This window comes from Chlorobium sp. KB01, from assembly GCF_001975465.1.
Taxonomy (GTDB): Bacteria; Bacteroidota; Chlorobiia; order Chlorobiales; family Chlorobiaceae; genus Chlorobium.
Genome location: NZ_MPJE01000027.1, coordinates 44,749 through 70,036 on the forward strand (window position 1 = coordinate 44,749; position 25,288 = coordinate 70,036).

Genomic DNA, 25,288 nt, shown 5'->3' on the forward strand with positions numbered 1-25,288 from the left:
ATTCAAACCGGTACATAAAATAAAATGAGCGGAAAATATCTTGTAGCAACAGACCAGAATTTCCAGGCCGAGATTCTTGATTCATCGAAAGTGGCTCTTGTTGATTTCTGGGCTGCATGGTGCGGACCATGCATGATGCTTGGCCCGGTTATTGAAGAACTTGCCGGTGATTATGAGGGAAAGGCGGTCATTGCAAAACTCAATGTTGATGAGAACCCGGCCACTGCTGCCAAATATGGCATCAGAAGCATTCCGAGCCTTTTGATCTTCAAGAACGGTCAGGTTGTTGACCAGTTGCTTGGAGCGGTACCGAAAAAACAGATTGCCAAAAAAATCGACGATCAGCTCGTCTGATATCCACTGAAGTTCAAGGGAACAGGAAAGCCTCTCTCTCTAACGGGACAGAGGCTTTTTTTATGCAGTTATTTCCCGTATTCCGTGACCAGATCAAGCGTGACGTTTTCGAGCAGGCTCTTCCAGTCGCCAAAGCGTTGTTGGCGATAGAGTCTGGCTGAATTGTACCACGGAGAGTCCGCTCTGTCAAGCAGCCATCGCCAGTTCGGTGTATAGGGCAGGAGTATCCAGACCGCTTTGCCCAATGCACCGGCTATATGGGCGACACTGGTGTCGATGGTGATGACGATATCCATCAGTTCAGAGAGTGCAGCCGTATCGCTGAAATCCTTCAGCTCATCGCCAAGGTGCACGATATCGGTGCAGGAGTTGAGCGCATCCCTGTCGCTCACCTCTATCTCCTTTTGCAGACTGACATAGAGAAAGCCTTCAGGGAGCTGCTCAATCAGCAGGGAGAGCGCTATATTGCGGTTGTGGTCAGGCTTCACCGAAGTGCTCCATACCAGGCCGACACGGGGAGCGCTCTTCTCTCCGAGCCGCTCTCGCCAGTATTCGAGTTTAAGCGGATCATTTTTGATGTAGCCACCGGCATCGGGAATGGTGTCCAACGCTGTTTTGAAGGCCAGCGGCAAGCTGAGCAGGGGAGTGTGATAATCAAACCGGGGCAACGGATCACCCTGCTGAAGAGCATGCGTAACACCCTCCAGATGGTTGAGTAACCCGTAGAGCGGTTGAGGCAGTTCCAGAATTACCCGGGCTCCTGATTCTGCAACCAACCGGGTGTAACGGGCGAACTGTAAGGTGTCGCCCAATCCCTGTTCGCTGTGCAAAAGAATGGTTTTTCCTGCAAGATCGTCCTTTCCAAGCCAGAGTGGCCGGTCAAAGTCACGTTTCGGGGAGCTGAATCTGCTATACCGCCAGCGCCACTCATAGAGCTCCCAGCCGGATTGGAAGTTGCCCTTGAGGAGCAGGGCGAGTGCCCTGTTCAGCCATGCGTCGGCAAAGTCTGCTCTCAATGCAATCGCCTGCTCAAAGCTGTTGAGCGCTTCGTCGAACCGGTTGAGCTGCTGGAGGGCAAGGCCGCGATTCGAGAGAGCTTCAGCATAGTCTGCTTTAAGGGCTATTGCCCGTCCATAACTGTCGAGAGCCTCCTCAAACCGGTTGAGCTCCTGCAGGGTATTTCCACGATTGGAGAGCGCTTCGGGAAAAGCCGGTTTGAGGGTTATGGCTTTGTCAAAGCTTGCAAGAGCATGTGTATACTTTTTCAGTTCATGGAGAGCCAGACCTCGATTCGAGTAGGCTTCGGGGTACTCCGGTTTACGTGCAATGGCACTGTCATAGCTCTCTACAGCTGCGTCCAGCAGCCCGAGTTCTTTAAGAGCTATGCCGCGGTTACTGTAGAAGGTTGCATTGTCCGGAGAGAGCACAATAGCCCTGCCAATCAGATCTGCAGCCCTCTGATGCTCTCTTGACTGGAGCGCTGCCACCCCGGACAAGTGAAGTGCATCAACGTGTTTTGGTGAAACTGCCAGAATCTGCTCGTAAAGCACCGTTGCCTGTGCGATCTTGCCTTGCTGATGCAGTGTTAACGCCTGCCGGAATGTTGCATCAAGTTGTGCCTCCGTGAGGGTGTTTGAGGGGCGCGATGAAACAAGCCGGGTCGAAGCGGTGATCAGATCTGCGCTGAGCTGTTGCAATACCCCCTCCCAATCTCCTGTACTCTTTTGTCTGTAGAGCGTTGCGGAATCATACCATGGAGAGTCCGTTCGATCAAGCAACCAGCGCCAGTCAGGAGCGAATGGCAGAACTATCCAGACCGTTTTGCCCAAAGCACCGGCCAGATGTGCCACACAGGTGTCAATAGTGATGGTGATGTCCATCAGCTCACAGAGGGCAGCTGTATCGCTGAAATCAACCAGTTCATCGCCAAAATCCACGATCTCCGGATGAGCAAGCAGTGTTTCCCTGTCAGGCTCTCTGACCTCTTTTTGCAGACTTACATAGTGAAAGCCTGACGGGAGACACTGCAATAGTGATGAGAGGGGAATGCTCCGGTTTTGGTAAGGCTCTGTGTTTCCGCTCCAGACCAGACCGATACAGGGTTTGGTTTGGTTCCCTAACCTGAGATTCCAGTGCGCTACCCTGCCGGGATCGCTTTTCAGGTAGTGTTGCGGGGAAGGAATGGTCTCCAACTCGGTCCTGAATGCCAGAGGCAAGCTCGGCAACGGACAGTGAAAGTCGAAATGTGGTAATGGAGATCCGGGTATGCCGGTTTCAGAGACCCCGTCAATCTCCCTGATTAAACTGATGAGCGAAAGAGGAACATCCATGATGACCCGTGCCCCAAGATCAGCAACGGATTTGGCGTACCGGGAGAACTGGATGGTATCGCCCAGCCCCTGTTCACTGTGGAGCAGTATGGTTTTTTCTTTCAGAGGCTCTCTGCCAAGCCAAAGGGGTTGCGAAAAGTGGCGATTCGGGGATGGATACTTCTCGTTTTTCCAGCGATACTCAAAAAGCTCGAAACCCTCTTTGAAGTTGCCCTTGAGGAGCAGGGTTATTGCTTTGTTAACCCTGGGAGCAACAAGGTCAGGCTGGAGTCTTATCGCAGAGTCAAAGCTTGTTAGCGCAGCATCCAGCTCTTTTCGATCCTTAAGCACAAGCCCACGGTTAGCGTAAGCTTCAGCATAATCCGGTTTGAGCGCAATGGCCTGATCAAAGCAAGAAAGAGCTTCTCCAGACTGATTCAGGTGATGGAGTATATTTCCTTTATAGTAGTAGGCTTTGGCAATGTCATATTTGAGATCAAGAGCTTTGTCAAAACTTGCAAGAGCGGCCTTGAACTCTCCCTGATCATAGAGCACCATGCCCTTATTTGCGTACGCATCGGCAAAGTCCGGCTTGAGCGCAATGGCCTGGTCAAAGCTTGCAAGCGCTGCATCAAGATGCCTGAGTTCATAGAGTGCGTTTCCTCTGTTGTTGTAGAAGGCCGAATGGCGGGGATAGATCTCTATGGCTTTTCCGAACAGATCAACTGCTTTACGGTACTCTTTTTTCTGCAAAGCAATAACCCCAAGCATGTGCAGTGAGTCAGCCTGCTTTGGCTGTATTGTCAGAATCTCCTCGTAAAGCGCTTCTGCCTGAGCAAGTTCTCCCTGTTGATGAAACGATAACGCACTTTTGAATTTTGCTTTTACTTGCGCTGAATCGCTTGAACTTGTTCGGGGCATGTGCATGATTAGTTAGCCTGGCTTGATCGAATGCGCATAAAAAAAGCCCCAGGCTTGCAGGATAACGTGTTATACCTGACCCTGCAAGGTGAGAGCTTCAGGAGAAAAGATAAGCGGTTTGGGGTTAAAAAAGAACCATATCACGGGAATTCACCCAGCAGAAGCACTCTTTTTCGGGTAGATTAGGGGACGTAAGTGACAGAGGTAATTAATACTACAGTTGCTGTTTTTTTAAAAAAGGATAACCTATTTGTTGTGAACCCCATAATGAAGTGTTAGCTATGCCAGGAAGAGTGAGACTGGACGCGCCGTGGCCTCTTTATTTTGCACGATCGCGTTCCATAAGAGGCGATTCCACGCTACTGACTTTTTTTAACTCGGCAGGGCAGGAACACTATAACAGTTTGGTTTTGTTGTCATGGTGCTCTCAATCGTGTTTTTCATCCCAGTGGTAGCGGTGCATTATCCGGTGCACAACCGGTGCGAGCATGATGCTCATCACGGCGATAAAGACCAGCCCGGCATAGAGTGCGTAGCAACCGGCGAAGAGCTTTCCTTCAGGAGAGAGTCCCTCGGTTTTTATCGGCCCCATTCCTCCAAGCAGCATTGATGAGTTCAGAAATGCGTCGAGCAGCCCCATCTGTTCGGTTGCCATGTATCCTGCAATACCGATAAGAAGTGAAAAGACGACAATGCAGAGAGCAACCGCTCCATGCAGCATGATCCTGAGTGCAAACCGGGCGGAGGGGATGGGTCTGGTATGGTGGGGTTCGTACATGATGTATTACATGGGTGCCTGTAATTATTGTCTGTACAGTTTTTTTGCAAAATACGGGAATTCTGGCGTAAATGCATTGGTTCTTCACATTCAGGGAGAAAAGAGAACGTGCGAGCTTGCAGATTACTCTGAAATGGTTGTTTTACTTTTAGCTTCGTTACCACTTTTGAGCATTTGGTGCTACATTACGGTACGTATTGCAATACAGAATAACCAAACAGGGAGAGTGCCATGTCCATCAGCTCAAATCTACAGTTGGCATCTGATGCCATTGAGGATGCAAAGAAGAGGTTGAACCGGGCAAAGGATTATGTGGATGATGATTATGAAATCCGCCAGGCTCTTAAAATACTTGATGAAGCCTCTTCATACATACGAATTGCTACTGTTGAACTTTCGAAATAGCGGGAAGTGCTGACCTTATGATTGACGCGCTTTTATTTGACAATGACGGGCTTCTGCTTGACACCGAATCGGTTTTTTTTGAGCTGACGCGTACTCATTTTGCCGGTTACGGTATTGCGTTGACTGAAGAGTACTGGGCTGAGGAGTACCTTGGCAACGCCAAGAGAAGTTTCGAGATTGCTGCCGACCTTGGAATGGATCATGCTCTTGTCGGGCCACTGATCGAGAGGCGCAACCGGGAGTACCGGGAGCTGATCGGAAAGGATATACCGGTAAGGCCGGATGTACTTGAAACCCTTCAGGCGTTGACCGGAAGGGTAAAGCTTGCCATGGTGACGGGCAGCCCGCGTGACCAGATCTATATGATGCACCGCGAAAGCGGTCTGCTGGACTTTTTTGAAGTGATTGTAACCGAGGATGAGGTGGAGCATCCAAAACCCCATCCGGAACCCTATCTCCTGGCTCTTGATGCGCTCGGGGTTGCACCCGGAGAGGCTCTGGCTGTCGAGGATTCGCTGAGGGGCTTTGCGTCTGCCCATGCGGCTGGTATTGCCTGTGTGGTGGTGCCGAACAGCCTCACCAGACTTCAGCGGTTTGAACGCGCTTTTGCCGTCGAAGAGAGCATCGCCGGAGTGCTTAAACATGTTGTTTTTCGTTGTGACCGGACAGAACCCTTTTCCACTTATAGTTTATGACCGATATGAATGCTCAGCAGCCTTTTGATTTTCAGTGCGATGTGATTGAACAGAGTCATGATATTCCGGTTCTGGTTGATTTCTGGGCAGAGGTTTGTGCGCCTTGTCATATGCTGACTCCGGTGCTTGAGAAGCTTGCCCTGGAGAGTGAGGGGCGATGGAAGCTGGTCAGGATCAATACGGATGACCATCCCGATATCGCTTCAACCTGCCACGTCAGGGGGATTCCCACAGTCCAGCTTTTTATCAAGGGCGAGATGACCGGCGAGTTTTCGGGAGCCATTCCGGAACAGCGGATCAGGGAGTGGCTGAAACAGGCACTGCCGGGTCTTTACGAAAAAGAGATTACCCTTGCCGCCGAACTGGTAGAGCAGGGGAAACCTGCCATGGCAGTTTCGCTCCTTGAGGGGGTGCTGCACAAGGAGGCGGATAATCTTCTGGCAAGAGCACTGCTCGTAAGGCTTCGGCTCTTTGTGCACCCCGAGGAGGCGCTTCGCCTGAGTGCTTCGCTTGAGAGTGAGCCGCAGTATGCCGCTCTGGCAGAGACCGTCAGGGTGCTTGCCCGGCTCTGTATGATCAGTAAGGACAACCTTCCTGATGACGGTGTTCGTGATGACTATTTTGCGGCTGTTGAAGAGCTGAAGCAGCAGCATTTTGATGCGGCACTTGCCGGCTTTATCGAGGTGATTGTGCAGAACCGCTCGTACGATGACGATGGATCACGCAAGGCCTGTATTGCTATTTTCCGCTACCTCGGAGAGGATGATGAGGTGACGAGGAAGTACAGGAAATTATTTGACCGCTCATTTTAGGGCGTAGCTATAAATTTGTTACGCGATTCGATTACATCGTTGGTCGGTGCTCGAAATCCTCATGTACTCCTGTGTACATTCCGGTTTTTGTGCTCCGTCCGCCTCGTACTCAAACCGCTCACGACAATTTATAGTGACGCCCGATAGCACTTATAAATTTGTTGCACGATTCGATCAGTTTGTTGGGCGGTGCTCGAAATCCTCTTTCCGACTCGCGTCGGTCTACCGATATGTCGCTCCTCCGGAGCTTAATTGTAGAGTCTGAATTCCTTCACCTTACCATGAGATGATGATGGAGAAGCCGAAAACAGTTATTGGTGTTGATCTGGACGGGGTTTGTGCAGATTTTTATGACCGGATGCGCGAAATTGCTTCCGAGTGGTTCGAGTGTCCGCTTGATGGTTTGCCGAGGGAGGTCTCCTACGGTCTTTCAGAGTGGGGTGTGACCGGTAAAAGCCAGTATGAGAGCCTCCACCGCTTTGCCGTCACCCAGCGGGAGCTCTTTAAAACCATGCCGATGATTCCCGGAGCCCGCAAGTATCTGCGTCTGCTCTCCGATGATGGCTACCGTATCCGCATCATCACGCACCGCCTCTTTATCCACTATTTCCACGCTTCCGCCGTCCAGCAGACCGTCGAGTGGCTAGACAGCAACGGCATTCCCTACTGGGATCTCTGTTTCATGAAGGAGAAGGAGCAGGTCGGGGCGGATATCTATGTCGAGGATACCGCTGATAATATCCTGCAGCTCCGGGAGAAGGGGCTCTACACTATCTGCTTTGCCAACAGCACCAACCGCCATGTTGCGGGCCCGAGGGCTGAAACATGGCAGGAGGTCTATGAGCTGGTAAAGGCTTTCCGGTAGGGGAGTTGGTCAGCGCGTCAGGTAGAAGCAGGCAAACTTGAGGTAGCTGGTTTCCGGCATCGAGAGCAGCACCGGATGATCGAAGGGTTGTGAATTTTTGTAGATCAGCCTGAGCTGGCACCCTGCTGCCAGAGCAGCCTGGTGGATGGTTTGCAGGAAATCCTCTTCGGAGACATGGTGGCTGCATGAGGCGGTGGCAAGAAATCCTCCGTTTTTTACGAGCTGCATGCCGAGCTTGTTGAGCCTCTTGTATCCTTTCAGTGCGCCGGGCAGGTTTTTGCGGCTCTTGGTGAAGCTCGGAGGGTCAAGAATAACAAGGTCAAACGACTCTTTGGCCTCACCCATCTGTTCCAGCATATCAAAGGCATCGGCGGCAACAAGGCTGTACTCACTGAAATTGTTCAGTTTTGCGTTATGCTCGGCACGTTGCAGCGCCTCCTGGGAGGCATCAACGAGAATGGCCGATTTTGCACCGCAGTAGAGTGCGTTGAGGGCAAATCCTCCGTCATTGGTGAAGACATCAAGCACTTCGGCATCTTTGGCAAACTTCCGGATAACTCTGCGGTTTTCGCGCTGGTCAAGGAAGAATCCGGTTTTCTGCCCTTCGAACACATCAACATCATAGGAGATGCCTGCGTCATATATGGTCTGTTTTGTTGCCTTGCGGTTACCCATGACAACATCCTTGTAGAGAGGAATGCCTTCGAGCTCCCTGAGGATGGATTCGTTGCGAACAACGATAACTTCAGGTTTGAAAAGCTCCTGCAGTACCTTGGTAATAAGCGGCAGATGCACATCCATACCGGCGGAAAATGCCTGAAGGACGATTGCCTGGTTGAAGCGGTCTACAATCAGACCCGGAAGACCGTCCGACTCTCCATGTACAAGCCTGTAGGCGTTGGTCTCTTCCGGTGAGTAGGTTTTTTCGCGAAGCTTGAGCGCTTCAAGGAATCGTTTAAGGAAAAAATCCTTGTCGGGCTGTTCATCCTTGCGGGTGAGGAGCCTGAAAGCGATCAGGGAGTGCGGGTTATAAAAACCGGTGCCCATGAATTTTTTGTCGTGGGTAAAGAGTTGTACGGTTTCACCGGCGGCTATATCACGGGGAACATTGGCAAGTTCATTGCTGAACACCCAGAGATGGCCTTTCTGGATGCGGTGATGTTCTTTCGGTTTCAGGTATAGTGCGTACATGGGATGGAAAATGGGTAGTGGTTTTGATAGTGCTGCATTGTACATTACTATGAAAATTCAATATCAATGCAACGGTATCGGTTTCCCGATACATGAAATATTGACTCGGGCGCGTTCAATGCGGTGCTCTTTGCGACTGATTGCAATGTGCTGTAAAAGAGATCAATCTCAAAGGAAATAAATCGGCTCAGGATAAAAGTGATGATGAGAGCGTTCGGTGAAGTGTGGATGATTAAATAAAAGTGTGTGTTATGAAGAGGATCGGATTGATGGTATGGGTGTTATGCCTGCTTGTTTTTGGCGCGGGATGTTCTGAATTCAGGAGTGTGGGGCGCCAGGAGCTGCCTGCAGAACAGATTGCAATGATTGCCGAGTATAGTGATCTCTATCGTGAAGTGGCTTCAGCTTCACCGGCGGTTGTTTCTCTTGACGGTTATGCCGATGTCTGGATAAAAACACCTACACGGCAGAAGCGGGTTTTCTGCAATATCCGGCTCAATCGTGGAGCCGAGGCTCGTATGATCGTCAGTGCGGGTCTGCTCGGGTGGCCGGTCGCCGACATGTTTTTCAGCCGTGATTCACTCTATGTCCATGATCTGATCAACAACCTGCTTTTTGTCGGCAGCAACAACGATGAGAATCTTGAGAAAATGCTCGGCGTGAATTCCGGCTACCGGTTGCTCTCGGAGTCTCTGCTCGGGCTTGTTAAGATTTCAGAGCCGGTGAGTGCCATCAGATCGGTTAAAAAAGGGGCGGGAAATCTGATGTTTACGGTAGAGAGTCTGACGGGGAGCAAGGAGATTGTTATTGATCCGGTGACCAGAACGCTCAGCGCCCTCCTGCTGAAAAACAGGGAGGGAGTGACGACTACCGAAGTGCATTTCAGAAATTACGAAACCCTCACTATTGCCGCGCAGCGTACGCTTGTGCCAAAAGAGATTGATATGCTCCTCTACAACAGCGGTTCCGGCATTAAAGGAGAGCATCAGCTGGTGATCTCCTACGATGAGCGCTCATTTAACAAGGGGACTCTTTCTGCCACGTTTTCGATGCCGAAGAGGGCACGGGTGATTAATCTGGATGAGGCCAAGGCGTTGCCGTGGATGTAATGGTGTACGATTTTGAACGGTGCTTCTGATCATTGCATCCGTTAAAAACAGAAAAGGGCTCCCTTGGAGGCGCCCTTTTCAACGTATGAAAAACCGGAAGTTATAGATTGATTTTATCTAACAATTTATAACAAGCCCACTCGCTGACCTTACTTTGCGGCCTTGTAGTTGGCGGCGGCAAACTCCCAGTTGAGGAGGTTGTCGATAACCGAGGCTACATAATCCGGCCGGCGGTTCTGGAAATCAAGATAGTAGGCATGCTCCCAGACATCAATCGTCAGGATCGGCTTCTGACCGCTGGTCAGCGGGGTCTGGGCATTACCGGTTTTGACCACTTTCAGGGTGCTGCCATCAAGTACAAGCCAGGCCCAACCGCTGCCGAACTGGGTTGCAGCGGCATTTTTCAGCTCTTCCTTGAACTTGTCGAAACTGCCGAAATCCTCTGTGATTTTAGCGGCAAGTTCTCCTGTTGGCAGGCCGCCGCCGTTTGGTGTGAGGCTTTTCCAGTAGAAGGTGTGGTTCCACGCCTGGGCGCCATTATTGAAAATGCCGATTTTCTGCGGGTCTGCTGCTGCAATGGCGATTGCCTCTTCAAGGCTCAGTGCGTCCAGGTTCGAGTTGGCAACGAGATTGTTGTAGTTCGTGATATATGCGGCATGGTGTTTCCCGTAGTGAAAACCGAGAGTTTTGGCGGAAATATAAGGCTCAAGTGCGTTTTCTGCGAACGGAAGGGGTGGTTGCTGATATGCCATAATTGGTTGTTATTTTGATATTAAAAGAAGGCGAGGTATGATTAAAAATGTTTAAACTTACTATTTGGGGATTTAGTTTCTTGAAAACGAAAAATTCCTGATTCTTCTCATTTATCCTAAGAAAATATCAATAAAGGAGTTGCAGGCAAATGACGTTGCGACAGGGATTTTCGGTATGTACTCTTTGCCTGATTTTCAGTTCTGCCCTTTTTGGGTGCAGTGAAAAAAAAGTTTCAAAGCTTGATATGGATGATATTCGTTTTGCCGGCTTCTACAGCGACTATCTTCTTCAGTCAGGCATACCGGCAGGCGATGATGTGATCGTTTCAGCCCTTCTTGATCCTGCTCAGCTTGACACGCTGCTCGTGCGCCATACACTCAGTCGTGAACGCTTTACCTTCAAGACGCAAACCTACAGCCGCAATCCCGATCTTTGGCGGCTGGTCCTTCTTCAGGTAAGGGAGAATATCCGTAAAAAAACAGATTCCGCACAATGAGCAGCCATAAACCTCTGGTTGTCGGTGTAACCGGCGGGCTCGGCTGCGGAAAGTCAACAGTCTGCAGCTATCTGTCTGAATCGGGCTGTGCTCTTTTCGAGTCTGACCGCGTGGCAAAGGAGCTGCAGCTCTCCGATTCCGCGGTCATCAAGGGGATGCGGGAGCTCTTCGGTGATGCAGTCTATCGGCATGATGCCGGGGGAGCGCTTGCTCTTGACCGGAAAGCAGTTGCTTCGGTTGTGTTCTCCTCTCCCGAAAAACTTGAAGCGCTTAACTGCCTTATACACCCGAGGGTCTACCGGGAGTTCAGAAAGGCTCTGCTTGAAGCGGAAGAGCAGGGTGCGAGGATTATGGTCAAGGAGGCCGCAATTCTTTTTGAAACGGGCGGCAACCGGGATGTTGATGTCGTTGTGGTTGTGGCCTCCGATATGGATCGCCGTATTCTGCGCGCCGTTGAGAAAGGGATGGGAACCCGTGAGGAGATCATGCAGCGTATTGCCATGCAGTGGCCGCAGGAGAAGCTGACCGAGAAGGCTGATTATGTGATCCGGAACAACGGCTCCAGGGAGGAGCTGAAAAAAGAGACCGAAAGAGTTTTTCAGAAACTGCTCACTCTTGCAGCTTCAGTCGGCAATCGACGCTGCGAGCAGGGGGAGTGATACGGCGTAGCGGTACGAGGTGTTGCTGTGTGAATCCCTAAACTCCTCATAGTGATGGTTTATGGCGTATGCAGTTGCTTTGGCAGAAAAGATTCGGTGACCAAACTGAAGATTGTACTCGTCAAGCGTTCCGCAGTCAAGAAAAAGAGTGTTGAGTGAACGCAGTGCTGCACGATACTCCTCACGCTCGATCATCTCTACAGGATCAAAAGCAAGCCACTCCTGCCACACATCCTCAATGGGCTCACAGGTATGGGGGTTAAAGGGAAGCCGGATATTTCCCGGAGCCTCTTTGGAAGCATCAGGAGAGTAGGCGGCAGCCATGCCGATGATATCAAGCAGGGTAAACTCCCGCTGGTTTTTTTTTAGAGCACTTTCATAGGAGAGCAGAAAGTCCGCTATACTGCCCCGGTATTGTTCCAGCACTCTTGCTGCCGCCGGGAAATTCGGTTTATAGCAGAGTTCGAATCCCATGTCGCCGCTGTGGCATGCCGCCGCGGCAAACCGCTCCGGATGCCTCATAGCCAGGCGGAGCGCGCCGAACCCTCCGGATGATTTTCCTGCAACGGCACGGTGCTTTCTCTCTGAAAGGGTGCAGAGGGTGTTGTCAATAGTAGAGATAACCTCTTCAACCAGATAGCTTTCGTACCGGCCGGTAGCTACTGAATTGACATACTGGGAGCCTCCGTAACGGGTCATGCAGTCCGGCATGACAATAATGCACTCCGCCATTTTCCCGCCGGTTATAAGTGCATTGGCCATTTCCGGCACCGTTTGACGGCCGAAACTGTAGTTCATGAAGCTTTGACCGGTTGAGGCAAATCCCGCAAGGAGGTAGATGACGGGAAATCGTTTTTTATCGTTGTATGAAGGCGGCAGATAGACCGGAATCCTGCGTGAGCAGGGATCCCCCAGAGGGTTTCCCCTGAGCGTTTTGCCCGACAACGTTACTTCGATCATGCGGGGGTATGGGTCTCTATGGCCTGTCATAGCAGCAGTTCGTTTCTCTTGCGGTTGACCTGTGCGGAAATAAGGATACTCACCTCATAGAGCAAAATCATCGGAAGGCCGATGACAAGCTGGGTGACAACGTCGGTTGAGGGTGTTACCACGGCGGCCACAACCAGCAGGACCACAATGGCATGCTTGCGGTAAAAACGCATGAAGGCCGGGGTGAGGAGTCCGATTTTTGAGAGGACATAGGAGATGAAGGGGAGTTCAAAAACCAGTCCGGCGGTCAGGAGTGCGCCAATCACAAAACTGACATAATCCTGAACGGAGATGTTGTTTTTGATCAGGGGTGTTCCGAACCCCGCAAAGAACTGCAGGGTAACAGGGAGAAAGACAAAATAGCCGAACGCGATACCGGTAAAAAAGGAGAGGGAGATAAAGAGTATGGAGAATCTGCCTGCCTTGCGTTCGTTTTCGTGCAGGCCGGGCGCAACAAATTGCCAGATCTGCCAGGCTATAAAGGGGAACGAGATGATGAATCCTGAAAAAAAGACGACCTGCAGATAGAGCGATATCTGCCCGTAGGGGATCAGGTTTTGAAGCACAAGGGTTTTGCTGCTTCTTGTCAATGGCCCGATCAGCACATCGTTTACCAGAAAATCGGCCTTGATGCTGCAGAGTGCGGTAATGATGAGCAGGGCAAGCCCGGACTTGATCAGCCGGGCCCGGATCTCCTCAAGATGGCCGATTACATTGAGTTCGCCTTCCGCGCCCGAATCATGCTGCACAGCGTCTTCCGCACGCTCCGGAGCCTCTTCGTTTTCCCGCTCACCTTCATCGGTAGCACCGGACTCCTCCACAGCATGGGGATAGGGATTCATGAACCCGGAATTTTCATCGGTTCTGCTCTCTTCTCCTTTTTCCTGCGCTGCCGGTGATTGTGTGGTATCTTTTTCCTCGCTCATAATTTTATTTATGCGTGAACATGTAGAGATGTTTCGTGCGGATGCATCAAAACATAGCAACAAAGATGTTTGCAGCAAAGAAAATGTTTATTGCTGTTGCCATGACGCTTTTTTTACTCAACAGGTGCTGTTATTGATGCACGGTCAGCCAGATAGAATTTCAGGGTTACCCCATCGTTACGTATCTTCCCTTCATAACAGTGATGCAGCAGTTACAGCCTCTCTTTTTTTTGACAGGAATCATTTTTTTGTGGTGGAAGATTCTTTTAATTTCACGAAAGAAAAGTGTTTACGGCTTTTTATGTAACACAGCAAGCCTGTTCAATGTTTTCAGGAGCTTCCAATCTGGGGAGCTTGTCACGATAAATTTCCGGGGATCTGGTGAATATCAAGGATGTCACGGCATCGGTAAACGATGAAATTGAGATTTTTCAGCAGCGTTATAAAACGGTGCTCTATGCCCAGAATACGCTGGTTGACAAGGTAACCCGCTATGTTCTCAAACAGCAGGGAAAGCAGATTCGTCCGGCACTTGTTCTTCTTTCGGCACAGCTCTGCGGCGGGGTAAATGAGTCGAGCTATCGGGCGGCAATTATGGTCGAACTGCTTCATTCGGCCACCCTTATTCATGATGATGTGGTTGATGGTGCCGAGATGCGGCGAGGTCTGGCTTCAATCAATGCCCTGTGGAAAAACAAGATATCCGTACTTATCGGTGATTATCTTCTCTCCCGGGGTCTCCTCTACTCTCTTGAACACAAGGATTATGGTTTTCTGCATATGGTTTCGGAAGCTGTTCGCCGTATGAGTGAAGGGGAGATTCTTCAGATTCAGAAAACCCGCAGTCTGGATATTTCTGAAGAGGATTATCTGAGTGTGATTTCCGACAAGACGGCCTCTCTCATCTCATCAGCCTGTGCTATGGGAGCCATGAGTTCGACAACTGATGAGAGCGCTATTGCTTCGCTGAAAAGTTATGGAGAGTATCTCGGGCTTGCCTTTCAGATCCGGGATGATCTGCTCGACTATACGGGGGATTCCAAAAAAACCGGTAAGGAGATGGGTATTGATATCAAAGACAAGAAAATTACCCTTCCGCTTATTTATGCCCTCTCCCACGCTTCCGAGTCAGAACAGAAGGGCATCCGCTCCATTCTGAAAAGTGCCGGTAAACGGGCATCAAGAAGCGGTGATGTTGTGGCATTTGTAAAAAATAAAGGCGGTCTTGTTTATGCGGCAGAAGTGGCAGAAGGGTTAGCCGCAAATGCAGTTTCCTCCATCGCCCATTTTCCTGAGAGTACGGCCAAACACTCTCTGTTGCAGCTTGTGGATTTTGTTATGAAAAGAGATAATTAGTATGTCCCCTGTGTCGATGAACAGTGATGATTGAAAATGAAGAGAAATAACCGTTAATAGCGAGATGAAGAAAAAAGTCGGGGTAGTCATTTTACTGGTTTTAGGGGTTATCGGGATATTCGACAAACTGATAATGCCATTTTATGTTTCACAGGGGAGCGTTCGGGTTGTTCCTGATGTTACGGAAATGCCCTATGAGGATGCCGTGCGAAAACTTCGGCATGCAGGGTTTGAGGCAAAGAAAAGCTACTATGTCAAATATCTCAGCGGCATTGATTCCAATGTTGTGATTTCCCAGATGCCGGAAGCCGGACTTGAAGTAAAGCCTGGACGCAATGTCTATCTGGTACTCAACCGGCGAGACAAACCTACCTTTCCGATGCCTGATTTTCAGGGGCGTCCTGAATTCGATGCCCGTCAGGCTGCCGCCCGTATGGAGCTGACACTTGAAGGCGTTCAGATGAGTCCCGTAACCAATCCGGAAGATGATGGAAAGGTACTCAGTCAGTCCGTTCCCCCGCAGACGGTGGTGAGTTCCGGCACGGCGCTCTCTCTTATCATCGGCAGATATCAGGAGTCTTCTGAAGGCCTGAGAAAGGTTGTTGTTCCCGATGTGCTTGGAATGTCCCTGTCGCAGGCAAGCCAGGTTATCACCGAAGCGGGTCTTAATTCAGGAAAAATCATTACCGAATATTCTGCCATTCTTGTACCCAATACCGTCATCAGCCAGAAGCCGGCGGTCGGTTCCTATGTTGCACCCGGTCAGCAGGTTGAGCTGACGGTGGTCACAGCAGAATAGGGGGCGATCACGACAATCAAGAGCAGTGCCGGCTGTTGATTATTCCATATAGGTTTGGATGCCTATTGTTGGGTACAGCCGGAAGAGGAGTGTTATTTGTAGTTTGCTTTTTTATACTCATCGCGAAGATCCTTGATGCCGGTTGTCCGGTCATTTCCGTCGCTGATGAAGCCGAAGTACTCCAGGATGATGCGGATCACCAGCCAGATACCGGCGAAGAGAAGGGAGAGGGAGTCGAAAATATTTTTTAGCATAGAAGTTATCTGCTCGCAGTATAAAAAAGGCCACTCTTCAGGAATGGCCTTTTTGTTTCAATCATGCAAAAATGGTTGTTCTCAGTCCGTAAGCGAATCTTCAGCTTCGAACCAGTCATCGTTATGGGAACCGTGCTGTTTTCCTTTTTGTTCCCACCGATAGTAAGCCGCAAGTCGTACCTGCTCCTCGCGTTGTTCCTGCGAAAGGCCCGCTGCTGCTTTTCCGGGTTTTTTTGCAGTGGCAGAAGGCGCCTTTTTTGCTCCTGCGGGTTTTTTAGCCGGAGCTTTCTCTGTTCCCTCTTTTTCAACGATTTTTTTTGCCATTGTTTTCGTCTCCTTTATTATATGGTTCACCGTGATCCCATCTTTATTGAATAAAGATAAAAAATATTCCTGTTACCGGGTGGTTTACAAGAAAATTTTTATCTCCCCATCTCTTTTCTGTGCAAAAATCCGGCAAGCTTTGCTGTTTATCTGTTCAGGAACTGTTTTTCGAGTGCGCTGAAGGAGATGACAAGCAGAATGGTCATAGCCTCGATGATCATGAAGATATCCTTCGGTACCCAGGCATTGACCGTTAGCCCGCCATATTCAAGAGAACTGAAAAAGAGTGCTGTGCAGATTATCCATACAGGGTTTGCTCCTGCAAGAAGTGCTACGGCAATGCCGGTAAATCCGATCCCTCCGGTCATTCCGCTTTCATAGTAATGTTTGTAGCCAAGGATGATATTCGCAGCGCCAAGCCCGGCTACAGCGCCTCCTGTGCCCATTGCAATGAGTGTATGCATGCCGGCATTGATTCCTGCATGCCGTGCGGCTTCCGGCTGAAGACCGGCAGCACGCATCTCATAGCCGAACCGTGTTCTGAAAAGGATGATCTGAAAGAGCAGTGCAGCCGCAATGGAGAAGAGCAAAGAGAGGTTTGCCGGTGAGTTGGCAAACCAGCCGGTAAGGCTCTCAATTGAAGGAATGCCGGAAGCAGAACGTATCGGTGCAGTATGAACCGTGGAGGGGAGTGCGAAATGCCAGGTCAGCAGGTATCCAGTTATGCCCTGGGCGATAAAATTAAGCATAATGGTTGCGATGACCTCATTGACACCGAACTGCATTTTGAGCACTCCGGCAAGGAGCCCCCAGCAGCCTCCGGCAGCCATCGCCGAAAGGATACAGAGTGCAATGGCAAGAGCGGGAGAGAGTGTTTCCGGAATGAGTGATCCGGTTATTGCCGCAGCAAATGCGCCCATCAGAAGCTGGCCTTCAGCACCGATGTTGAACAGGCGCAACTTGAATGGAATAGCGACCGCAAGCCCTGAGAGGATGAGCGTTGTCAATCTGAACACTACCTGCCCGGTGCCGTATGAAGAGCCGATCGTGGAGCGCACCATTTTGCTGAAAATCATGGTAGGATCCTGACCGCTCAACCTAATGAAGAGGGTGCTGATGAGGAGAGCTGAAAGAATGGCGAGAGCGGGAGTGACAAGCTGTCCGGTCTTTTTTGTCATAATCGGAGATGTATCAGGTGATATGAAGGCCGATCTCTTTGATGAACTCATGCTCATCTGCCCGTTTTAATGCGACTTCATCCCGGCTGAATTCGTGGCGGATTGATCCCTTGAAGAGACACCCGACCCGTGTTGCAAGTGCAACGATCTCTTCCAGTTCGGATGAGAGCAAGAGGATTGCCACTCCTTGCATGCGGGCATCTATGATCTTTTTATGGATCATTTCAATAGCTCCGATATCAACGCCGCGTGTAGGGTGGGCAAGTATCAGGAGCGATATTCCGGGGCGATTGAACTCCCTTGCCACAACGACCTTCTGCTGGTTGCCTCCCGAGAGTGCGCTGATGGGCTGGAGCTCCGGGGAGCTGCACCGGATATCATACTCCTTTATCATCATCCGGTTGTGGCTTTTTATTGCTGCATCATCAAACCCCGCACCTTTGTGAAAGGATCGCTCCTGATGGCGTCCGAAGATCAGGTTGGAAGAGACTGGATAGTCAAGAATGATCCCCTCTCTCAGGCGGTTTTCAGGAATATGGGAAACCCCCATGCGGGTTATTTCCCGAGGGGTTTTTCCAATCAGCGAGCATCCCCTGAGCGTTGCTTCGCCGGATAGTGTGCTGCCTGCCGGAGCAAGACCCCGGATTACCTGCAGCAGTTCACGCTGACCATTGCCTTCTACTCCGGCGATAGCGTAGATTTCACCGGCCGACAGGTCAAGCGAGAGATGATCAAGCATTGTTTCACCTTTCGGGGTGATGAATCCGAGATTTCTTAGTGAGAGCAGGGTTTTGCCCGATTGTGAGGGAGGATTATCGACCTTGAGGAGCACGCTTCGGCCCACCATCATTCTTGCCAGTTCCGGTTTTGTTGCCGAGGCAGCCTTGAGGGTGCCGATGAGCTCTCCTTTTCGCATTACGCTTACGGTGTCGGCGACGGCAAGCACTTCATCGAGCTTATGGGTAATGAGCAGTATGGTTTTTCCCTTGTCGCGCATTGAGCGGAGTGTCGTGAAAAACTGCTCTGTTTCCGATGGAGTGAGCACTGCTGTCGGTTCATCGAAGATCATGATGGAGGCATTGCGGAAGAGCAGTTTGAGGATTTCAACCCGCTGCTGTCGGCCGACACTGAGCTGCGCAACCTTCTCGTCAGGGTTTATGCCAAGCCCGAAAGCTTCAGCATCTTTCTCGATTTGTGCTCTGATCCTCTTCAGAGGAATGCGACTGAAGAGTCGGCACTCTTCATTGCCGAGCATGATGTTTTCGGCTACCGTCAGTTCCGGTATCAGCATAAAGTGCTGGTGAACCATTCCGATGCCGGCATTAATTGCTTCGCGGGGAGAGGAGAATCTGACTGCGTTTCCCTTGATAGCAATCTCGCCCGATGTGGGACGCAGCATGCCGTAGATGATGTTGGTCAGGGTGCTCTTTCCTGCGCCGTTTTCACCGACGAGGGCGTGAATGGTGCCCTCCTCGACAGCAAGAGAGATGTTGTTGTTTGCGGCAAAGGTGCCGAACTTTTTTGTTACTCCGTTTAACCGGATTGCCACACCCATAATCTCTGGTGATATTCAGTGGTTATACCCAGCTCAGAACGGTTTTGACGGACTCCTTGCTGTCAAGCGCCCTGCGGTAGGCCAGTTCGAACTGGGAGACCGGAAAAACATCGGTAAAAAACTTTTCGCCATCAATTCTGCCCCCTTCAAGCACTGCGGCAGCTGACGATATCTGGTTGAATGTGGTTATGCCGGAAGAGATGATAACGGGTTCCTTATGACAGATAAGACGGTAATCGTAGGCCATGACCTCATAATTACCCATCAGGAGTATTTTTCCCTGCTGTTTCAGCAGACGCATCGCTTTTTCAATCAGGAGCACCCTGCCGGTGGTTTCAATAATGAGATCATAGCGGTTGTTGAACTCGGTGGTGAAGTCACTGATATCGAGCGCGATATTTTCGGCATGGGAGAGCTGTCCTCTGATACTGAAGGTTTCAACGGCATCGAAATGGTGAAAACCGAGAAAATTCAGATACTCGGAAACCATAAGCCCTACGGATCCAAGACCGAGCAGAAGTATTCTCGATGAGTGGGCGAGTTCTACTTTTTCAATGGCACTGATGACATAGCCGAGAACGCCGATGAGCAGATCGCGGTGAATGGGCTGGCGGCCAAGTGCAAAAACATTGCTGCGGGAAGTGGGAATCATTTCCGCATGACAACCGGCGTAGGGCTCAATTCCTCTCCAGCGGTCACCCTTGAAGGCATAGACAAAATCACCGGGCTTGAGGTCGCTTACACCGGGTCCGGTATTGATCACCTGACCGATGGACTCGCTGCCGGGCATGATCGGGTAGGTGAAGACTCTGCTTGTAACCGGCTTATTGGTCAAAAGCAGCCGGTCATATCCCGGTGTTATGGTGCTTGCAATGGTTTTTATCAGAACATCACCTGGCTGATCGGCAAGGTACGGGGCGTTCTGGAGTTTCATTTTGTTGGCTTTCTGCAAGACAATGGCCTGAACTTCTCCCTGCATAGGTAATAACTGAAACGTTGTGTGGTAACTATGGTTTTTCGGGGCAGTCACAGATTCAAAAGAGAGCTGAGGATCCAGGAGATCAGGCTGATCACCACCGATCCGCCAATTGCCCACCAGAAGCTGTCAATGGTAAATCCGCCGACAATTGAGGCGGAGAGCTGGAGCAGCAGGGCGTTGATGACGAGCAGAAAAAGCCCCAGCGAGAGAATGATAAAGGGGATTGAGAAAAAGACCAGCACCGGTCTCAACAGAGCGTTGACAAGGCCGAGAACAAGGGCTACAAGAATCGCCGCCCCGAAGCTTTTGATGTGAATGCCTTCAAGCAGATGCGCGGTAGCGTAGACCGCCAGGGCATTGATCAGCCATTGTAAAAGTATACTCATAACAGCAGGTGTCAAAAGTTATGTTCATCGCCCGGTTCAGAGTCAAATGTACGAAACTCCGGACTGTTGGCAATAATACGGAGGCACTTCAGATGTCGAGTCTGTCGAGCGCCTCATGAAGTGTGGTGCATCCCGAGATGGTGATCGGCAGTTTCCGGAGTGATGGTTTCAGTTCACGGGTGTTTGCTTCGGGCAGCACGATACGTTTGAAGCCGAGGTGAGCGGCCTCCCTGATGCGCCGCTCACTGTCGCTGATAGCCCGAAGCTCTCCGGCAAGACCGATCTCGCCGCAGCAAACCGTTGCAGGATCGACCGGACGGTTCATGAGCCCGGAGGCAACAGCGGCAGCAATAGCGAGATCTGCCGCCGGTTCAGCGAGCTTGAGACCTCCGGCAATTTTAACAAAGACATCCTGACCCCATGTTTCGATGCTCAATCTTTTTTCAAGCACAGCGAGGATAATCGACATCCGTTTCAAATCAAAACCCGTACTGATGCGCTGGGGCATGGAGTAGTTGCTTTTGGTCACAAGGGCCTGCACCTCAACAAGAAGGGCCCTTGAGCCTTCAATAGCGGCAAGGACAGCATTTCCGGGCACATCGGCCCGACGGCCGGAAATAAAGAACTCGGAGGGGTTGCTGACCTCCTCAAGACCGCTCTCATCCATGCGGAAGACGCCGATTTCGTTTGTTGAGCCGAACCGGTTTTTTACCGACCGGACAATCCGGTAACGCTGGTAACCTTCCCCTTCAAACTGAAGAACTGTATCAACCATATGTTCAAGCGCTTTCGGCCCGGCAAGCGCACCCTCTTTGGTGATATGGCCGATAATCATGAGGATGACATTCTGCTGTTTTGCTGCCCGGATCAGCATTGCTGCGCACTCCCTGATCTGGGTTATGGTGCCCGCAGAGCTCTGGTATTCGCCTGAGTATATGGTCTGGATGGAGTCGATAATGACCAGAGCCGGTTTTTCCCGCTCAATGATCTCAAGAATCCGCTCAAGGTTCACTTCCGGGATAAGCCAGAGGTTTTCCGCCCGGATAGAGAGCCGTTCGGCCCGTTCGCGAATCTGGTTCGGTGACTCTTCGCCGGAAATATAGAGTACTTTTGCCGGAGCAAGGCGCGGGGCAAGCTGCAGCATGAGGGTTGATTTTCCGATTCCCGGCTCACCCCCGACAAGCACAGCAGAGGCCTGCATGAGTCCTCCTCCGAGCACCCGGTCAAGCTCTCCGATACCGGTCAGGGTGCGGCGGAACTCTGAAGCGTTTGCGTCATGGAGATTCTGCAAAACCGGCAACCCGCCGGAGGAACTTTCCCGACGGGTTTTCTCTGCCGGTTCAAGGCGGGTCTCCTGGAGGGTTCCCCAGCTCTGGCATTCAAAACATTTCCCCTGATATTTCAGCGAAACGGCGCCGCAGTTTGAGCAGACGTATCTGGTTGCTGTTCTGGCCATGGATTGTCAGAGGCCGTTGATACGCTGGAAGGAGTGGAGGGTATTTTTCAGCAGCATGGCTATGGTCATGGGGCCGACTCCTCCGGGAACAGGGGTCATGGCGGAAGCAATGGCAGAAACGCCCTCAAAATCAACATCACCGACCAGACGGTAACCGCTCCTGGTCGCAGGGTCTTCGATGCGGTTGATACCGACGTCTATGACCACTGCGCCAGGTTTAACCATATCAGCCGTGATAAATCCTGCTTTGCCGATAGCCGCGATGAGAATATCAGCCTGAAGGGTGTAGTGGGGAATATTTTTTGTGGCGGAGTGGCAGATGGTGACGGTGCAGTTTGTTGCATCGCTTTTCTGCAGCATGAGATTTGCCATCGGTTTTCCGACAATATTGCTGCGTCCGACTACCACACAGTGTTTTCCTTTGGTTTCAATATTGTAACGTCCGAGCAGTTCAAGGATTCCATAGGGGGTACAGCTGACAAAACATTTGTCAAGCTCTCCCATGACAAGGCGGCCGAGGTTTTCAGGGTGAAATCCGTCAACATCCTTGGCCGGGTCAATGGCGATCGTAACGGCAAATTCGTCAATCTGTTTCGGCAGCGGCTGCTGAACCAGAATGCCGTGAACCGCCGGATCATTGTTCAACTCCTGAATCTTTTCAAGCAGTTCAGCCTGGGTTGTGTCGGAGGGCATTTCAATTACGGTCGAAAACATGCCGATCTCTTTGCATGTTTTGGCTTTATTGCGTACATAAACCTGCGAGGCAGGATCATGGCCGACAATAATGACGGTCAAGCCTGGTACCTTGCCGGTAGCTTTTCTGTAGGTTTCAACTCCGGTTTTCAGTTCCTCTTTCAGGTCGAGAGAGACCTTTTTTCCATCAATAATGAGCATGGTCGTTTGGCTTTGTTGTGTCTGTTCTTTTGTCGGTGAACGCGTTGTTCCGCCTGTGAAAGCATATAGCTATGAAAAATTCAGCGAAGCCGCAAGCAGGAAACGCAGAGAGTGGCGGGGGAGGCGTGCAAAAAGAGGCGGGATTTCCAGTCAAGATACATCCATGTGTATATAATATAATCAATTATAGATAGTTATGTCTCTGGTTTCAATCGGTGATGTTCTTGTTGACAGGGATCTCTTGCAGGCTTTTTTTTCCTGCGACCTTCATGAGTGTAAAGGAAAATGTTGTGTTGAGGGGGAGCTCGGTGCTCCATTAACCGATGCGGAGGCAGAGGCACTTCTCCACGCACCGGAAGAGCTGTTGAGGATGATTCCGGAAAAAAACCTGAAGTATCTGAGGCGGCATGGTCCGGTTGAGATCTATCAGGGCCGGCCCTACAGCAGAACCATTGAGAACCGGGAGTGCGTCTTCAGCACTGTTCGTGACGGTATAACATTTTGCGCCATTGAAATCGCATTTCGTGATGGGCTGTGTGATTTTGATAAACCGCTCTCCTGCCGATTGTTTCCGATAAGGGTGAGAAAAAAGTTCGGTTTGGATTATCTTGTCTATGAACAGCATGCAATGTGCCGCTCTGCCCGCAAGGCAGGCGGAGAGCTTCGGATTCAACTTATTGATTATGTGTATAAAGCTCTTGAGATACGCTACGGATCTGACTGGGTCAGGAGTTTGAAACTATTCGTCGATACATCTTCCTTAAGGTAATGCCGGAAATCAGGCTTCAACAGAAACAAACCACCCTTCTTTCTGCCCAGCAGATTTTAAGCAGTCAGCTTCTCCAGCTGCCGTTGTTGAACCTTGAAGAGCGGATTTTTGAAGAGTTGCAGGAGAACCCTCTTCTTGAACTTGTTGAAGAACGAAAAGATATTGCCGGTGACCTGCCTGACGTGCCGGACACCCATGATGATGAGGAGATGTTTGACTCCGAGGAGCGGTTCAGAAAAAGTTCACTTAAAGAGGGAAATGATCCTCCGCTGTCGGGTGAAGCCGCCGAAGGCAGGCTGAATTTTACCCATGAGAGTGCGCCAAAGGACCGTTTTTTTCAGGCGGTTCAGCATGACAGTTTTTATGAACAGCTTCTCCGCCAGCTTGCCCTCCACGAAGATGTCGGGCCCAGAGAGGGTAAAATTGCGCTTGAGATTCTCGGCAACCTTGATGGTGATGGCTATTTTACCGATGGTTTTGAGGTTATTATCGAGAGCCTCCAGCTTGAAGGGATAGAGGTTCGTAAAAGCGAACTGGAATTGATGCTTCGCAAAATCCAGTTTCTGGATCCTTCCGGTATTGCCGCCAGGGATCTTCGCGAAAGGCTTCTTGTTCAGATTGAATTCTTCAGAACCCGGCATGAACCGGCTACCTATGAGATGGCCCGCAGGATCCTCTCCGGCCATTATGATGATTTTCTTCATCGTCGCTATGCAAAACTGCTGAAAAAACTCGATGAGCCCGCTGAACGCGTAGAGTCGGCAATTTCCGCTATTGCCGCTCTTGATCCCCATCCGGGAGTTTTTCAGGATGAGGGCGGCCATTATATTACACCCGATTTTCTTGTGACGTATGAAAATGGGGAGCTGACCGCGGTGCTCAATGACCGGAGTGCGCTCTCTGTCAGGATCACCGACCGCTATCAGGATTTGCTCAAGAACAGGCAGAGCCTGAAAGAGGATAAAAAGTTTATCCGCCAGAATCTCAATCGAGCCAAAGAGTTTACCAGTGCCATCGAGACCCGGCGTCAGACCCTGCTGAAGGTTATTGAAGCACTCATGCACCGGCAGTATGCTTTTTTTATCTCCGGGCCGGAGCAGCTTGTGCCTCTGGGTATGAAAATAATTGCGGCCGATACCGGACTTGATATTTCGACTGTCAGCAGGGCCGTAAACGGCAAGTATGTACAGACATCGTTTGGCGTTTTTGAGCTGAAGTACTTTTTCAGCGCAGGGCTCTCAACTGAGGACGGGGAAGATCTTTCGAACAAGATCATCCGGCAATATATTGCTGAAATGGTTGAGAGTGAAGATCACAACAATCCGATGAGTGATGACGCTATGACGGAGTTGTTGATGAAAAGAGGGGTGCATATTGCGAGAAGAACGGTTGCAAAATACCGTGAACAAATGCAAATTCCAGTGGCAAGATTAAGGAAAAAAATATTTTAATTGATGAAAAACAACGAGAAGCCCATCATCCGTTCAACAACGGTGATCGGCGTATTGAGAGATGGCAAGGCGGCGCTTGGAAGTGATGGTCAGATGACTCTTGGCAACACCGTCATCAAGCATTCGACACGCAAAATCAGGAGGTTGTATCAGGGGAAGCTGATTGCAGGGTTTGCCGGTGCAACGGCTGATGCGGTAACCCTTCTTGACCGGTTTGAGGAGAAGCTTGAGGCCTATAACGGAAAGCTTGATCGTGCTGCCGTGGAACTTGCCAAAGAGTGGAGAACCGACAAGTATCTCCGCCGTCTGGAGGCTATGCTTGCTATTGTCAGCAGTGACAAGGCGCTTATCATTTCCGGAACGGGTGATGTCATAGAGCCAGAGGACGGTATTGTCGCTATCGGAAGCGGGAGCATGTATGCGCTCTCTGCCGCGCGTGCGCTCATGAAGCACTCATCGCTTTCGGCCAGGGATATCGTTCAGGAAAGTTTGAAGATCGCATCCGATATCTGTATCTATACCAACGATCACATTATTGTGGAAGAGTTATAACTGTCGGGTTGTTTCTCCTGTGTTCCGGATGCCTTGTTGTGTGAAATTCCGGGTGGTAATTACAATTTTTTC

Annotated in this window: 28 protein-coding genes; 14 read left to right on the plus strand and 14 right to left on the minus strand. The window is 50.6% G+C overall.

All coding sequences use genetic code 11. From position 1 onward, the window contains the following. The first annotated feature begins 24 nt into the window (after positions 1 to 24). Positions 25 to 354: a thioredoxin gene (gene trxA, locus BOO20_RS02780; RefSeq protein ID WP_076790386.1), complete on the plus strand. Its 330-nt coding sequence runs from the start codon at positions 25 to 27 to the stop codon at positions 352 to 354. A gap of 68 nt (positions 355 to 422) precedes the next feature. Here trxA and BOO20_RS12565 read toward each other — a convergent pair whose 3' ends face one another. Beyond that, positions 423 to 3,584, minus strand: a complete 3,162-nt coding sequence (locus BOO20_RS12565) for a tetratricopeptide repeat protein (protein ID WP_233120859.1) — start codon at positions 3,582 to 3,584, stop codon at positions 423 to 425. A gap of 427 nt (positions 3,585 to 4,011) precedes the next feature. Next, on the minus strand, positions 4,012 to 4,362 hold the full coding sequence (locus tag BOO20_RS02795) for a hypothetical protein (RefSeq protein WP_076790388.1): 351 nt from the start codon (positions 4,360 to 4,362) through the stop codon (positions 4,012 to 4,014). 231 nt (positions 4,363 to 4,593) lie between these two features. Between BOO20_RS02795 and BOO20_RS12910 the strand changes: the two genes are divergently transcribed. The 4 genes from BOO20_RS12910 (at position 4,594) to BOO20_RS02810 (ending at position 7,139) form a co-directional block, all read left to right on the plus strand. Next, positions 4,594 to 4,767: a hypothetical protein gene (locus BOO20_RS12910; protein WP_198935404.1), complete on the plus strand. Its 174-nt coding sequence runs from the start codon at positions 4,594 to 4,596 to the stop codon at positions 4,765 to 4,767. Positions 4,768 to 4,784: 17 nt separating this feature from the next. Further along, on the plus strand, positions 4,785 to 5,462 hold the full coding sequence (locus BOO20_RS02800) for an HAD family phosphatase (protein ID WP_076790389.1): 678 nt from the start codon (positions 4,785 to 4,787) through the stop codon (positions 5,460 to 5,462). Further along, positions 5,459 to 6,274, plus strand: a complete 816-nt coding sequence (locus BOO20_RS02805; RefSeq protein WP_083694505.1) for a tetratricopeptide repeat protein — start codon at positions 5,459 to 5,461, stop codon at positions 6,272 to 6,274. Before BOO20_RS02800 ends, BOO20_RS02805 begins: the two co-directional genes overlap by 4 nt. A gap of 292 nt (positions 6,275 to 6,566) precedes the next feature. Continuing rightward, positions 6,567 to 7,139: a 5'-nucleotidase gene (locus BOO20_RS02810; protein ID WP_198935405.1), complete on the plus strand. Its 573-nt coding sequence runs from the start codon at positions 6,567 to 6,569 to the stop codon at positions 7,137 to 7,139. A 9-nt stretch (positions 7,140 to 7,148) separates the two neighbouring features. Here BOO20_RS02810 and BOO20_RS02815 read toward each other — a convergent pair whose 3' ends face one another. After that, positions 7,149 to 8,330: a class I SAM-dependent rRNA methyltransferase gene (locus BOO20_RS02815; RefSeq protein WP_076790393.1), complete on the minus strand. Its 1,182-nt coding sequence runs from the start codon at positions 8,328 to 8,330 to the stop codon at positions 7,149 to 7,151. 251 nt (positions 8,331 to 8,581) lie between these two features. On the opposite strand from BOO20_RS02815, the gene BOO20_RS02820 reads away from it, so the two are divergent. After that, a complete protein-coding gene (locus BOO20_RS02820) occupies positions 8,582 to 9,439 on the plus strand; it encodes a DUF4292 domain-containing protein (protein WP_076790394.1) in 858 nt (285 codons plus the stop codon). A 149-nt stretch (positions 9,440 to 9,588) separates the two neighbouring features. Here BOO20_RS02820 and BOO20_RS02825 read toward each other — a convergent pair whose 3' ends face one another. After that, entirely contained in the window at positions 9,589 to 10,191 is a 603-nt protein-coding gene (locus BOO20_RS02825) for a superoxide dismutase (RefSeq protein ID WP_076790396.1), read from the minus strand. 149 nt (positions 10,192 to 10,340) lie between these two features. Here BOO20_RS02825 and BOO20_RS02830 point away from each other — a divergent pair, with 149 nt between their 5' ends. Both BOO20_RS02830 and coaE read left to right on the plus strand, forming a co-directional pair. Then, a complete protein-coding gene (locus BOO20_RS02830; protein WP_076790398.1) occupies positions 10,341 to 10,688 on the plus strand; it encodes a hypothetical protein in 348 nt (115 codons plus the stop codon). Beyond that, the gene (gene coaE, locus BOO20_RS02835; RefSeq protein ID WP_076790399.1) at positions 10,685 to 11,347 is read left to right on the plus strand and encodes a dephospho-CoA kinase; all 663 of its coding nucleotides are present in this window, start codon (positions 10,685 to 10,687) and stop codon (positions 11,345 to 11,347) included. The genes BOO20_RS02830 and coaE overlap by 4 nt, the downstream gene beginning before the upstream one ends. Here coaE and BOO20_RS02840 read toward each other — a convergent pair. Together BOO20_RS02840 and tatC are read right to left on the minus strand one after the other, a co-directional pair. Beyond that, complete coding sequence (locus tag BOO20_RS02840; protein ID WP_076790401.1) at positions 11,312 to 12,337, minus strand: alpha/beta hydrolase family protein; 1,026 nt, start codon at positions 12,335 to 12,337, stop codon at positions 11,312 to 11,314. The genes coaE and BOO20_RS02840 overlap by 36 nt on opposite strands. Then, the gene (tatC, locus tag BOO20_RS02845) at positions 12,334 to 13,263 is read right to left on the minus strand and encodes a twin-arginine translocase subunit TatC (RefSeq protein ID WP_076790403.1); all 930 of its coding nucleotides are present in this window, start codon (positions 13,261 to 13,263) and stop codon (positions 12,334 to 12,336) included. Before tatC ends, BOO20_RS02840 begins: the two co-directional genes overlap by 4 nt. Before the next feature lie 10 nt (positions 13,264 to 13,273). Here tatC and BOO20_RS12690 point away from each other — a divergent pair, with 10 nt between their 5' ends. From BOO20_RS12690 to BOO20_RS02855, 3 genes are all read left to right on the plus strand, one after another. After that, positions 13,274 to 13,570, plus strand: a complete 297-nt coding sequence (locus BOO20_RS12690; RefSeq protein WP_144277107.1) for a hypothetical protein — start codon at positions 13,274 to 13,276, stop codon at positions 13,568 to 13,570. Between the two features lie 74 nt (positions 13,571 to 13,644). Beyond that, positions 13,645 to 14,619 carry a polyprenyl synthetase family protein gene (locus tag BOO20_RS02850; protein WP_076790405.1) on the plus strand — a complete coding sequence of 325 codons (975 nt, stop codon included), beginning with the start codon at positions 13,645 to 13,647 and terminating at the stop codon, positions 14,617 to 14,619. 64 nt (positions 14,620 to 14,683) lie between these two features. Beyond that, positions 14,684 to 15,418, plus strand: a complete 735-nt coding sequence (locus tag BOO20_RS02855) for a PASTA domain-containing protein (protein ID WP_076790407.1) — start codon at positions 14,684 to 14,686, stop codon at positions 15,416 to 15,418. 92 nt (positions 15,419 to 15,510) lie between these two features. On the opposite strand, the gene BOO20_RS12695 is transcribed toward BOO20_RS02855, so the two are convergent. The 8 genes from BOO20_RS12695 to folD all read right to left on the minus strand — a co-directional run bounded on the left by BOO20_RS12695 (position 15,511) and on the right by folD (position 22,444). Continuing rightward, entirely contained in the window at positions 15,511 to 15,672 is a 162-nt protein-coding gene (locus BOO20_RS12695) for a hypothetical protein (protein WP_144277108.1), read from the minus strand. A gap of 81 nt (positions 15,673 to 15,753) precedes the next feature. Beyond that, positions 15,754 to 15,996, minus strand: coding sequence for a DUF2934 domain-containing protein (locus BOO20_RS02860; protein ID WP_076790409.1), 243 nt, complete (start codon positions 15,994 to 15,996; stop codon positions 15,754 to 15,756). Positions 15,997 to 16,142: 146 nt separating this feature from the next. Then, positions 16,143 to 17,174, minus strand: coding sequence for an ABC transporter permease (locus BOO20_RS02865; RefSeq protein WP_076790411.1), 1,032 nt, complete (start codon positions 17,172 to 17,174; stop codon positions 16,143 to 16,145). Between the two features lie 13 nt (positions 17,175 to 17,187). Continuing rightward, positions 17,188 to 18,729 carry an ABC transporter ATP-binding protein gene (locus tag BOO20_RS02870; protein WP_076790413.1) on the minus strand — a complete coding sequence of 514 codons (1,542 nt, stop codon included), beginning with the start codon at positions 18,727 to 18,729 and terminating at the stop codon, positions 17,188 to 17,190. Positions 18,730 to 18,751: 22 nt separating this feature from the next. After that, positions 18,752 to 19,708 (minus strand): alcohol dehydrogenase catalytic domain-containing protein, encoded by a 957-nt coding sequence (locus tag BOO20_RS02875; RefSeq protein WP_076790415.1) that lies wholly within the window; start codon positions 19,706 to 19,708, stop codon positions 18,752 to 18,754. Between the two features lie 47 nt (positions 19,709 to 19,755). Then, entirely contained in the window at positions 19,756 to 20,094 is a 339-nt protein-coding gene (locus BOO20_RS02880) for a phage holin family protein (RefSeq protein WP_006365857.1), read from the minus strand. 88 nt (positions 20,095 to 20,182) lie between these two features. Beyond that, positions 20,183 to 21,550 (minus strand): DNA repair protein RadA, encoded by a 1,368-nt coding sequence (radA, locus tag BOO20_RS02885; protein WP_076790417.1) that lies wholly within the window; start codon positions 21,548 to 21,550, stop codon positions 20,183 to 20,185. Between the two features lie 6 nt (positions 21,551 to 21,556). Further along, positions 21,557 to 22,444: a bifunctional methylenetetrahydrofolate dehydrogenase/methenyltetrahydrofolate cyclohydrolase FolD gene (folD, locus tag BOO20_RS02890; protein ID WP_076790419.1), complete on the minus strand. Its 888-nt coding sequence runs from the start codon at positions 22,442 to 22,444 to the stop codon at positions 21,557 to 21,559. Positions 22,445 to 22,640: 196 nt separating this feature from the next. Here folD and BOO20_RS02895 point away from each other — a divergent pair, with 196 nt between their 5' ends. Genes BOO20_RS02895 through hslV form a run of 3 tightly spaced genes read left to right on the plus strand, consistent with a single transcriptional unit; the run spans position 22,641 to position 25,216 of the window. Further along, positions 22,641 to 23,213 (plus strand): DUF3109 family protein, encoded by a 573-nt coding sequence (locus BOO20_RS02895; RefSeq protein WP_076790420.1) that lies wholly within the window; start codon positions 22,641 to 22,643, stop codon positions 23,211 to 23,213. Next, positions 23,213 to 24,664: an RNA polymerase factor sigma-54 gene (gene rpoN, locus BOO20_RS02900; protein ID WP_076790422.1), complete on the plus strand. Its 1,452-nt coding sequence runs from the start codon at positions 23,213 to 23,215 to the stop codon at positions 24,662 to 24,664. The genes BOO20_RS02895 and rpoN overlap by 1 nt, the downstream gene beginning before the upstream one ends. Positions 24,665 to 24,667: 3 nt before the next feature. After that, entirely contained in the window at positions 24,668 to 25,216 is a 549-nt protein-coding gene (gene hslV, locus BOO20_RS02905) for an ATP-dependent protease subunit HslV (RefSeq protein ID WP_076790424.1), read from the plus strand. Positions 25,217 to 25,288 lie beyond the last annotated feature (72 nt).

Bases quoted from the DNA above. Each gene is read 5' to 3' on its own strand.
- trxA (WP_076790386.1), top strand. From the start codon at position 25: ATGAGCGGAAAATATCTTGTAGCAACAGACCAGAATTTCCAGGCCGAG.
- BOO20_RS12565 (WP_233120859.1), bottom strand. From the start codon at position 3,584: ATGCCCCGAACAAGTTCAAGCGATTCAGCGCAAGTAAAAGCAAAATTC.
- BOO20_RS02795 (WP_076790388.1), bottom strand. From the start codon at position 4,362: ATGTACGAACCCCACCATACCAGACCCATCCCCTCCGCCCGGTTTGCA.
- BOO20_RS12910 (WP_198935404.1), top strand. From the start codon at position 4,594: ATGTCCATCAGCTCAAATCTACAGTTGGCATCTGATGCCATTGAGGAT.
- BOO20_RS02800 (WP_076790389.1), top strand. From the start codon at position 4,785: ATGATTGACGCGCTTTTATTTGACAATGACGGGCTTCTGCTTGACACC.
- BOO20_RS02805 (WP_083694505.1), top strand. From the start codon at position 5,459: ATGACCGATATGAATGCTCAGCAGCCTTTTGATTTTCAGTGCGATGTG.
- BOO20_RS02810 (WP_198935405.1), top strand. From the start codon at position 6,567: ATGGAGAAGCCGAAAACAGTTATTGGTGTTGATCTGGACGGGGTTTGT.
- BOO20_RS02815 (WP_076790393.1), bottom strand. From the start codon at position 8,330: ATGTACGCACTATACCTGAAACCGAAAGAACATCACCGCATCCAGAAA.
- BOO20_RS02820 (WP_076790394.1), top strand. From the start codon at position 8,582: ATGAAGAGGATCGGATTGATGGTATGGGTGTTATGCCTGCTTGTTTTT.
- BOO20_RS02825 (WP_076790396.1), bottom strand. From the start codon at position 10,191: ATGGCATATCAGCAACCACCCCTTCCGTTCGCAGAAAACGCACTTGAG.
- BOO20_RS02830 (WP_076790398.1), top strand. From the start codon at position 10,341: ATGACGTTGCGACAGGGATTTTCGGTATGTACTCTTTGCCTGATTTTC.
- coaE (WP_076790399.1), top strand. From the start codon at position 10,685: ATGAGCAGCCATAAACCTCTGGTTGTCGGTGTAACCGGCGGGCTCGGC.
- BOO20_RS02840 (WP_076790401.1), bottom strand. From the start codon at position 12,337: ATGACAGGCCATAGAGACCCATACCCCCGCATGATCGAAGTAACGTTG.
- tatC (WP_076790403.1), bottom strand. From the start codon at position 13,263: ATGAGCGAGGAAAAAGATACCACACAATCACCGGCAGCGCAGGAAAAA.
- BOO20_RS12690 (WP_144277107.1), top strand. From the start codon at position 13,274: ATGCGTGAACATGTAGAGATGTTTCGTGCGGATGCATCAAAACATAGC.
- BOO20_RS02855 (WP_076790407.1), top strand. From the start codon at position 14,684: ATGAAGAAAAAAGTCGGGGTAGTCATTTTACTGGTTTTAGGGGTTATC.
- BOO20_RS12695 (WP_144277108.1), bottom strand. From the start codon at position 15,672: ATGCTAAAAAATATTTTCGACTCCCTCTCCCTTCTCTTCGCCGGTATC.
- BOO20_RS02860 (WP_076790409.1), bottom strand. From the start codon at position 15,996: ATGGCAAAAAAAATCGTTGAAAAAGAGGGAACAGAGAAAGCTCCGGCT.
- BOO20_RS02865 (WP_076790411.1), bottom strand. From the start codon at position 17,174: ATGACAAAAAAGACCGGACAGCTTGTCACTCCCGCTCTCGCCATTCTT.
- BOO20_RS02870 (WP_076790413.1), bottom strand. From the start codon at position 18,729: ATGGGTGTGGCAATCCGGTTAAACGGAGTAACAAAAAAGTTCGGCACC.
- BOO20_RS02875 (WP_076790415.1), bottom strand. From the start codon at position 19,708: ATGCAGGGAGAAGTTCAGGCCATTGTCTTGCAGAAAGCCAACAAAATG.
- BOO20_RS02880 (WP_006365857.1), bottom strand. From the start codon at position 20,094: ATGAGTATACTTTTACAATGGCTGATCAATGCCCTGGCGGTCTACGCT.
- radA (WP_076790417.1), bottom strand. From the start codon at position 21,550: ATGGCCAGAACAGCAACCAGATACGTCTGCTCAAACTGCGGCGCCGTT.
- folD (WP_076790419.1), bottom strand. From the start codon at position 22,444: ATGCTCATTATTGATGGAAAAAAGGTCTCTCTCGACCTGAAAGAGGAA.
- BOO20_RS02895 (WP_076790420.1), top strand. From the start codon at position 22,641: ATGTCTCTGGTTTCAATCGGTGATGTTCTTGTTGACAGGGATCTCTTG.
- rpoN (WP_076790422.1), top strand. From the start codon at position 23,213: ATGCCGGAAATCAGGCTTCAACAGAAACAAACCACCCTTCTTTCTGCC.
- hslV (WP_076790424.1), top strand. From the start codon at position 24,668: ATGAAAAACAACGAGAAGCCCATCATCCGTTCAACAACGGTGATCGGC.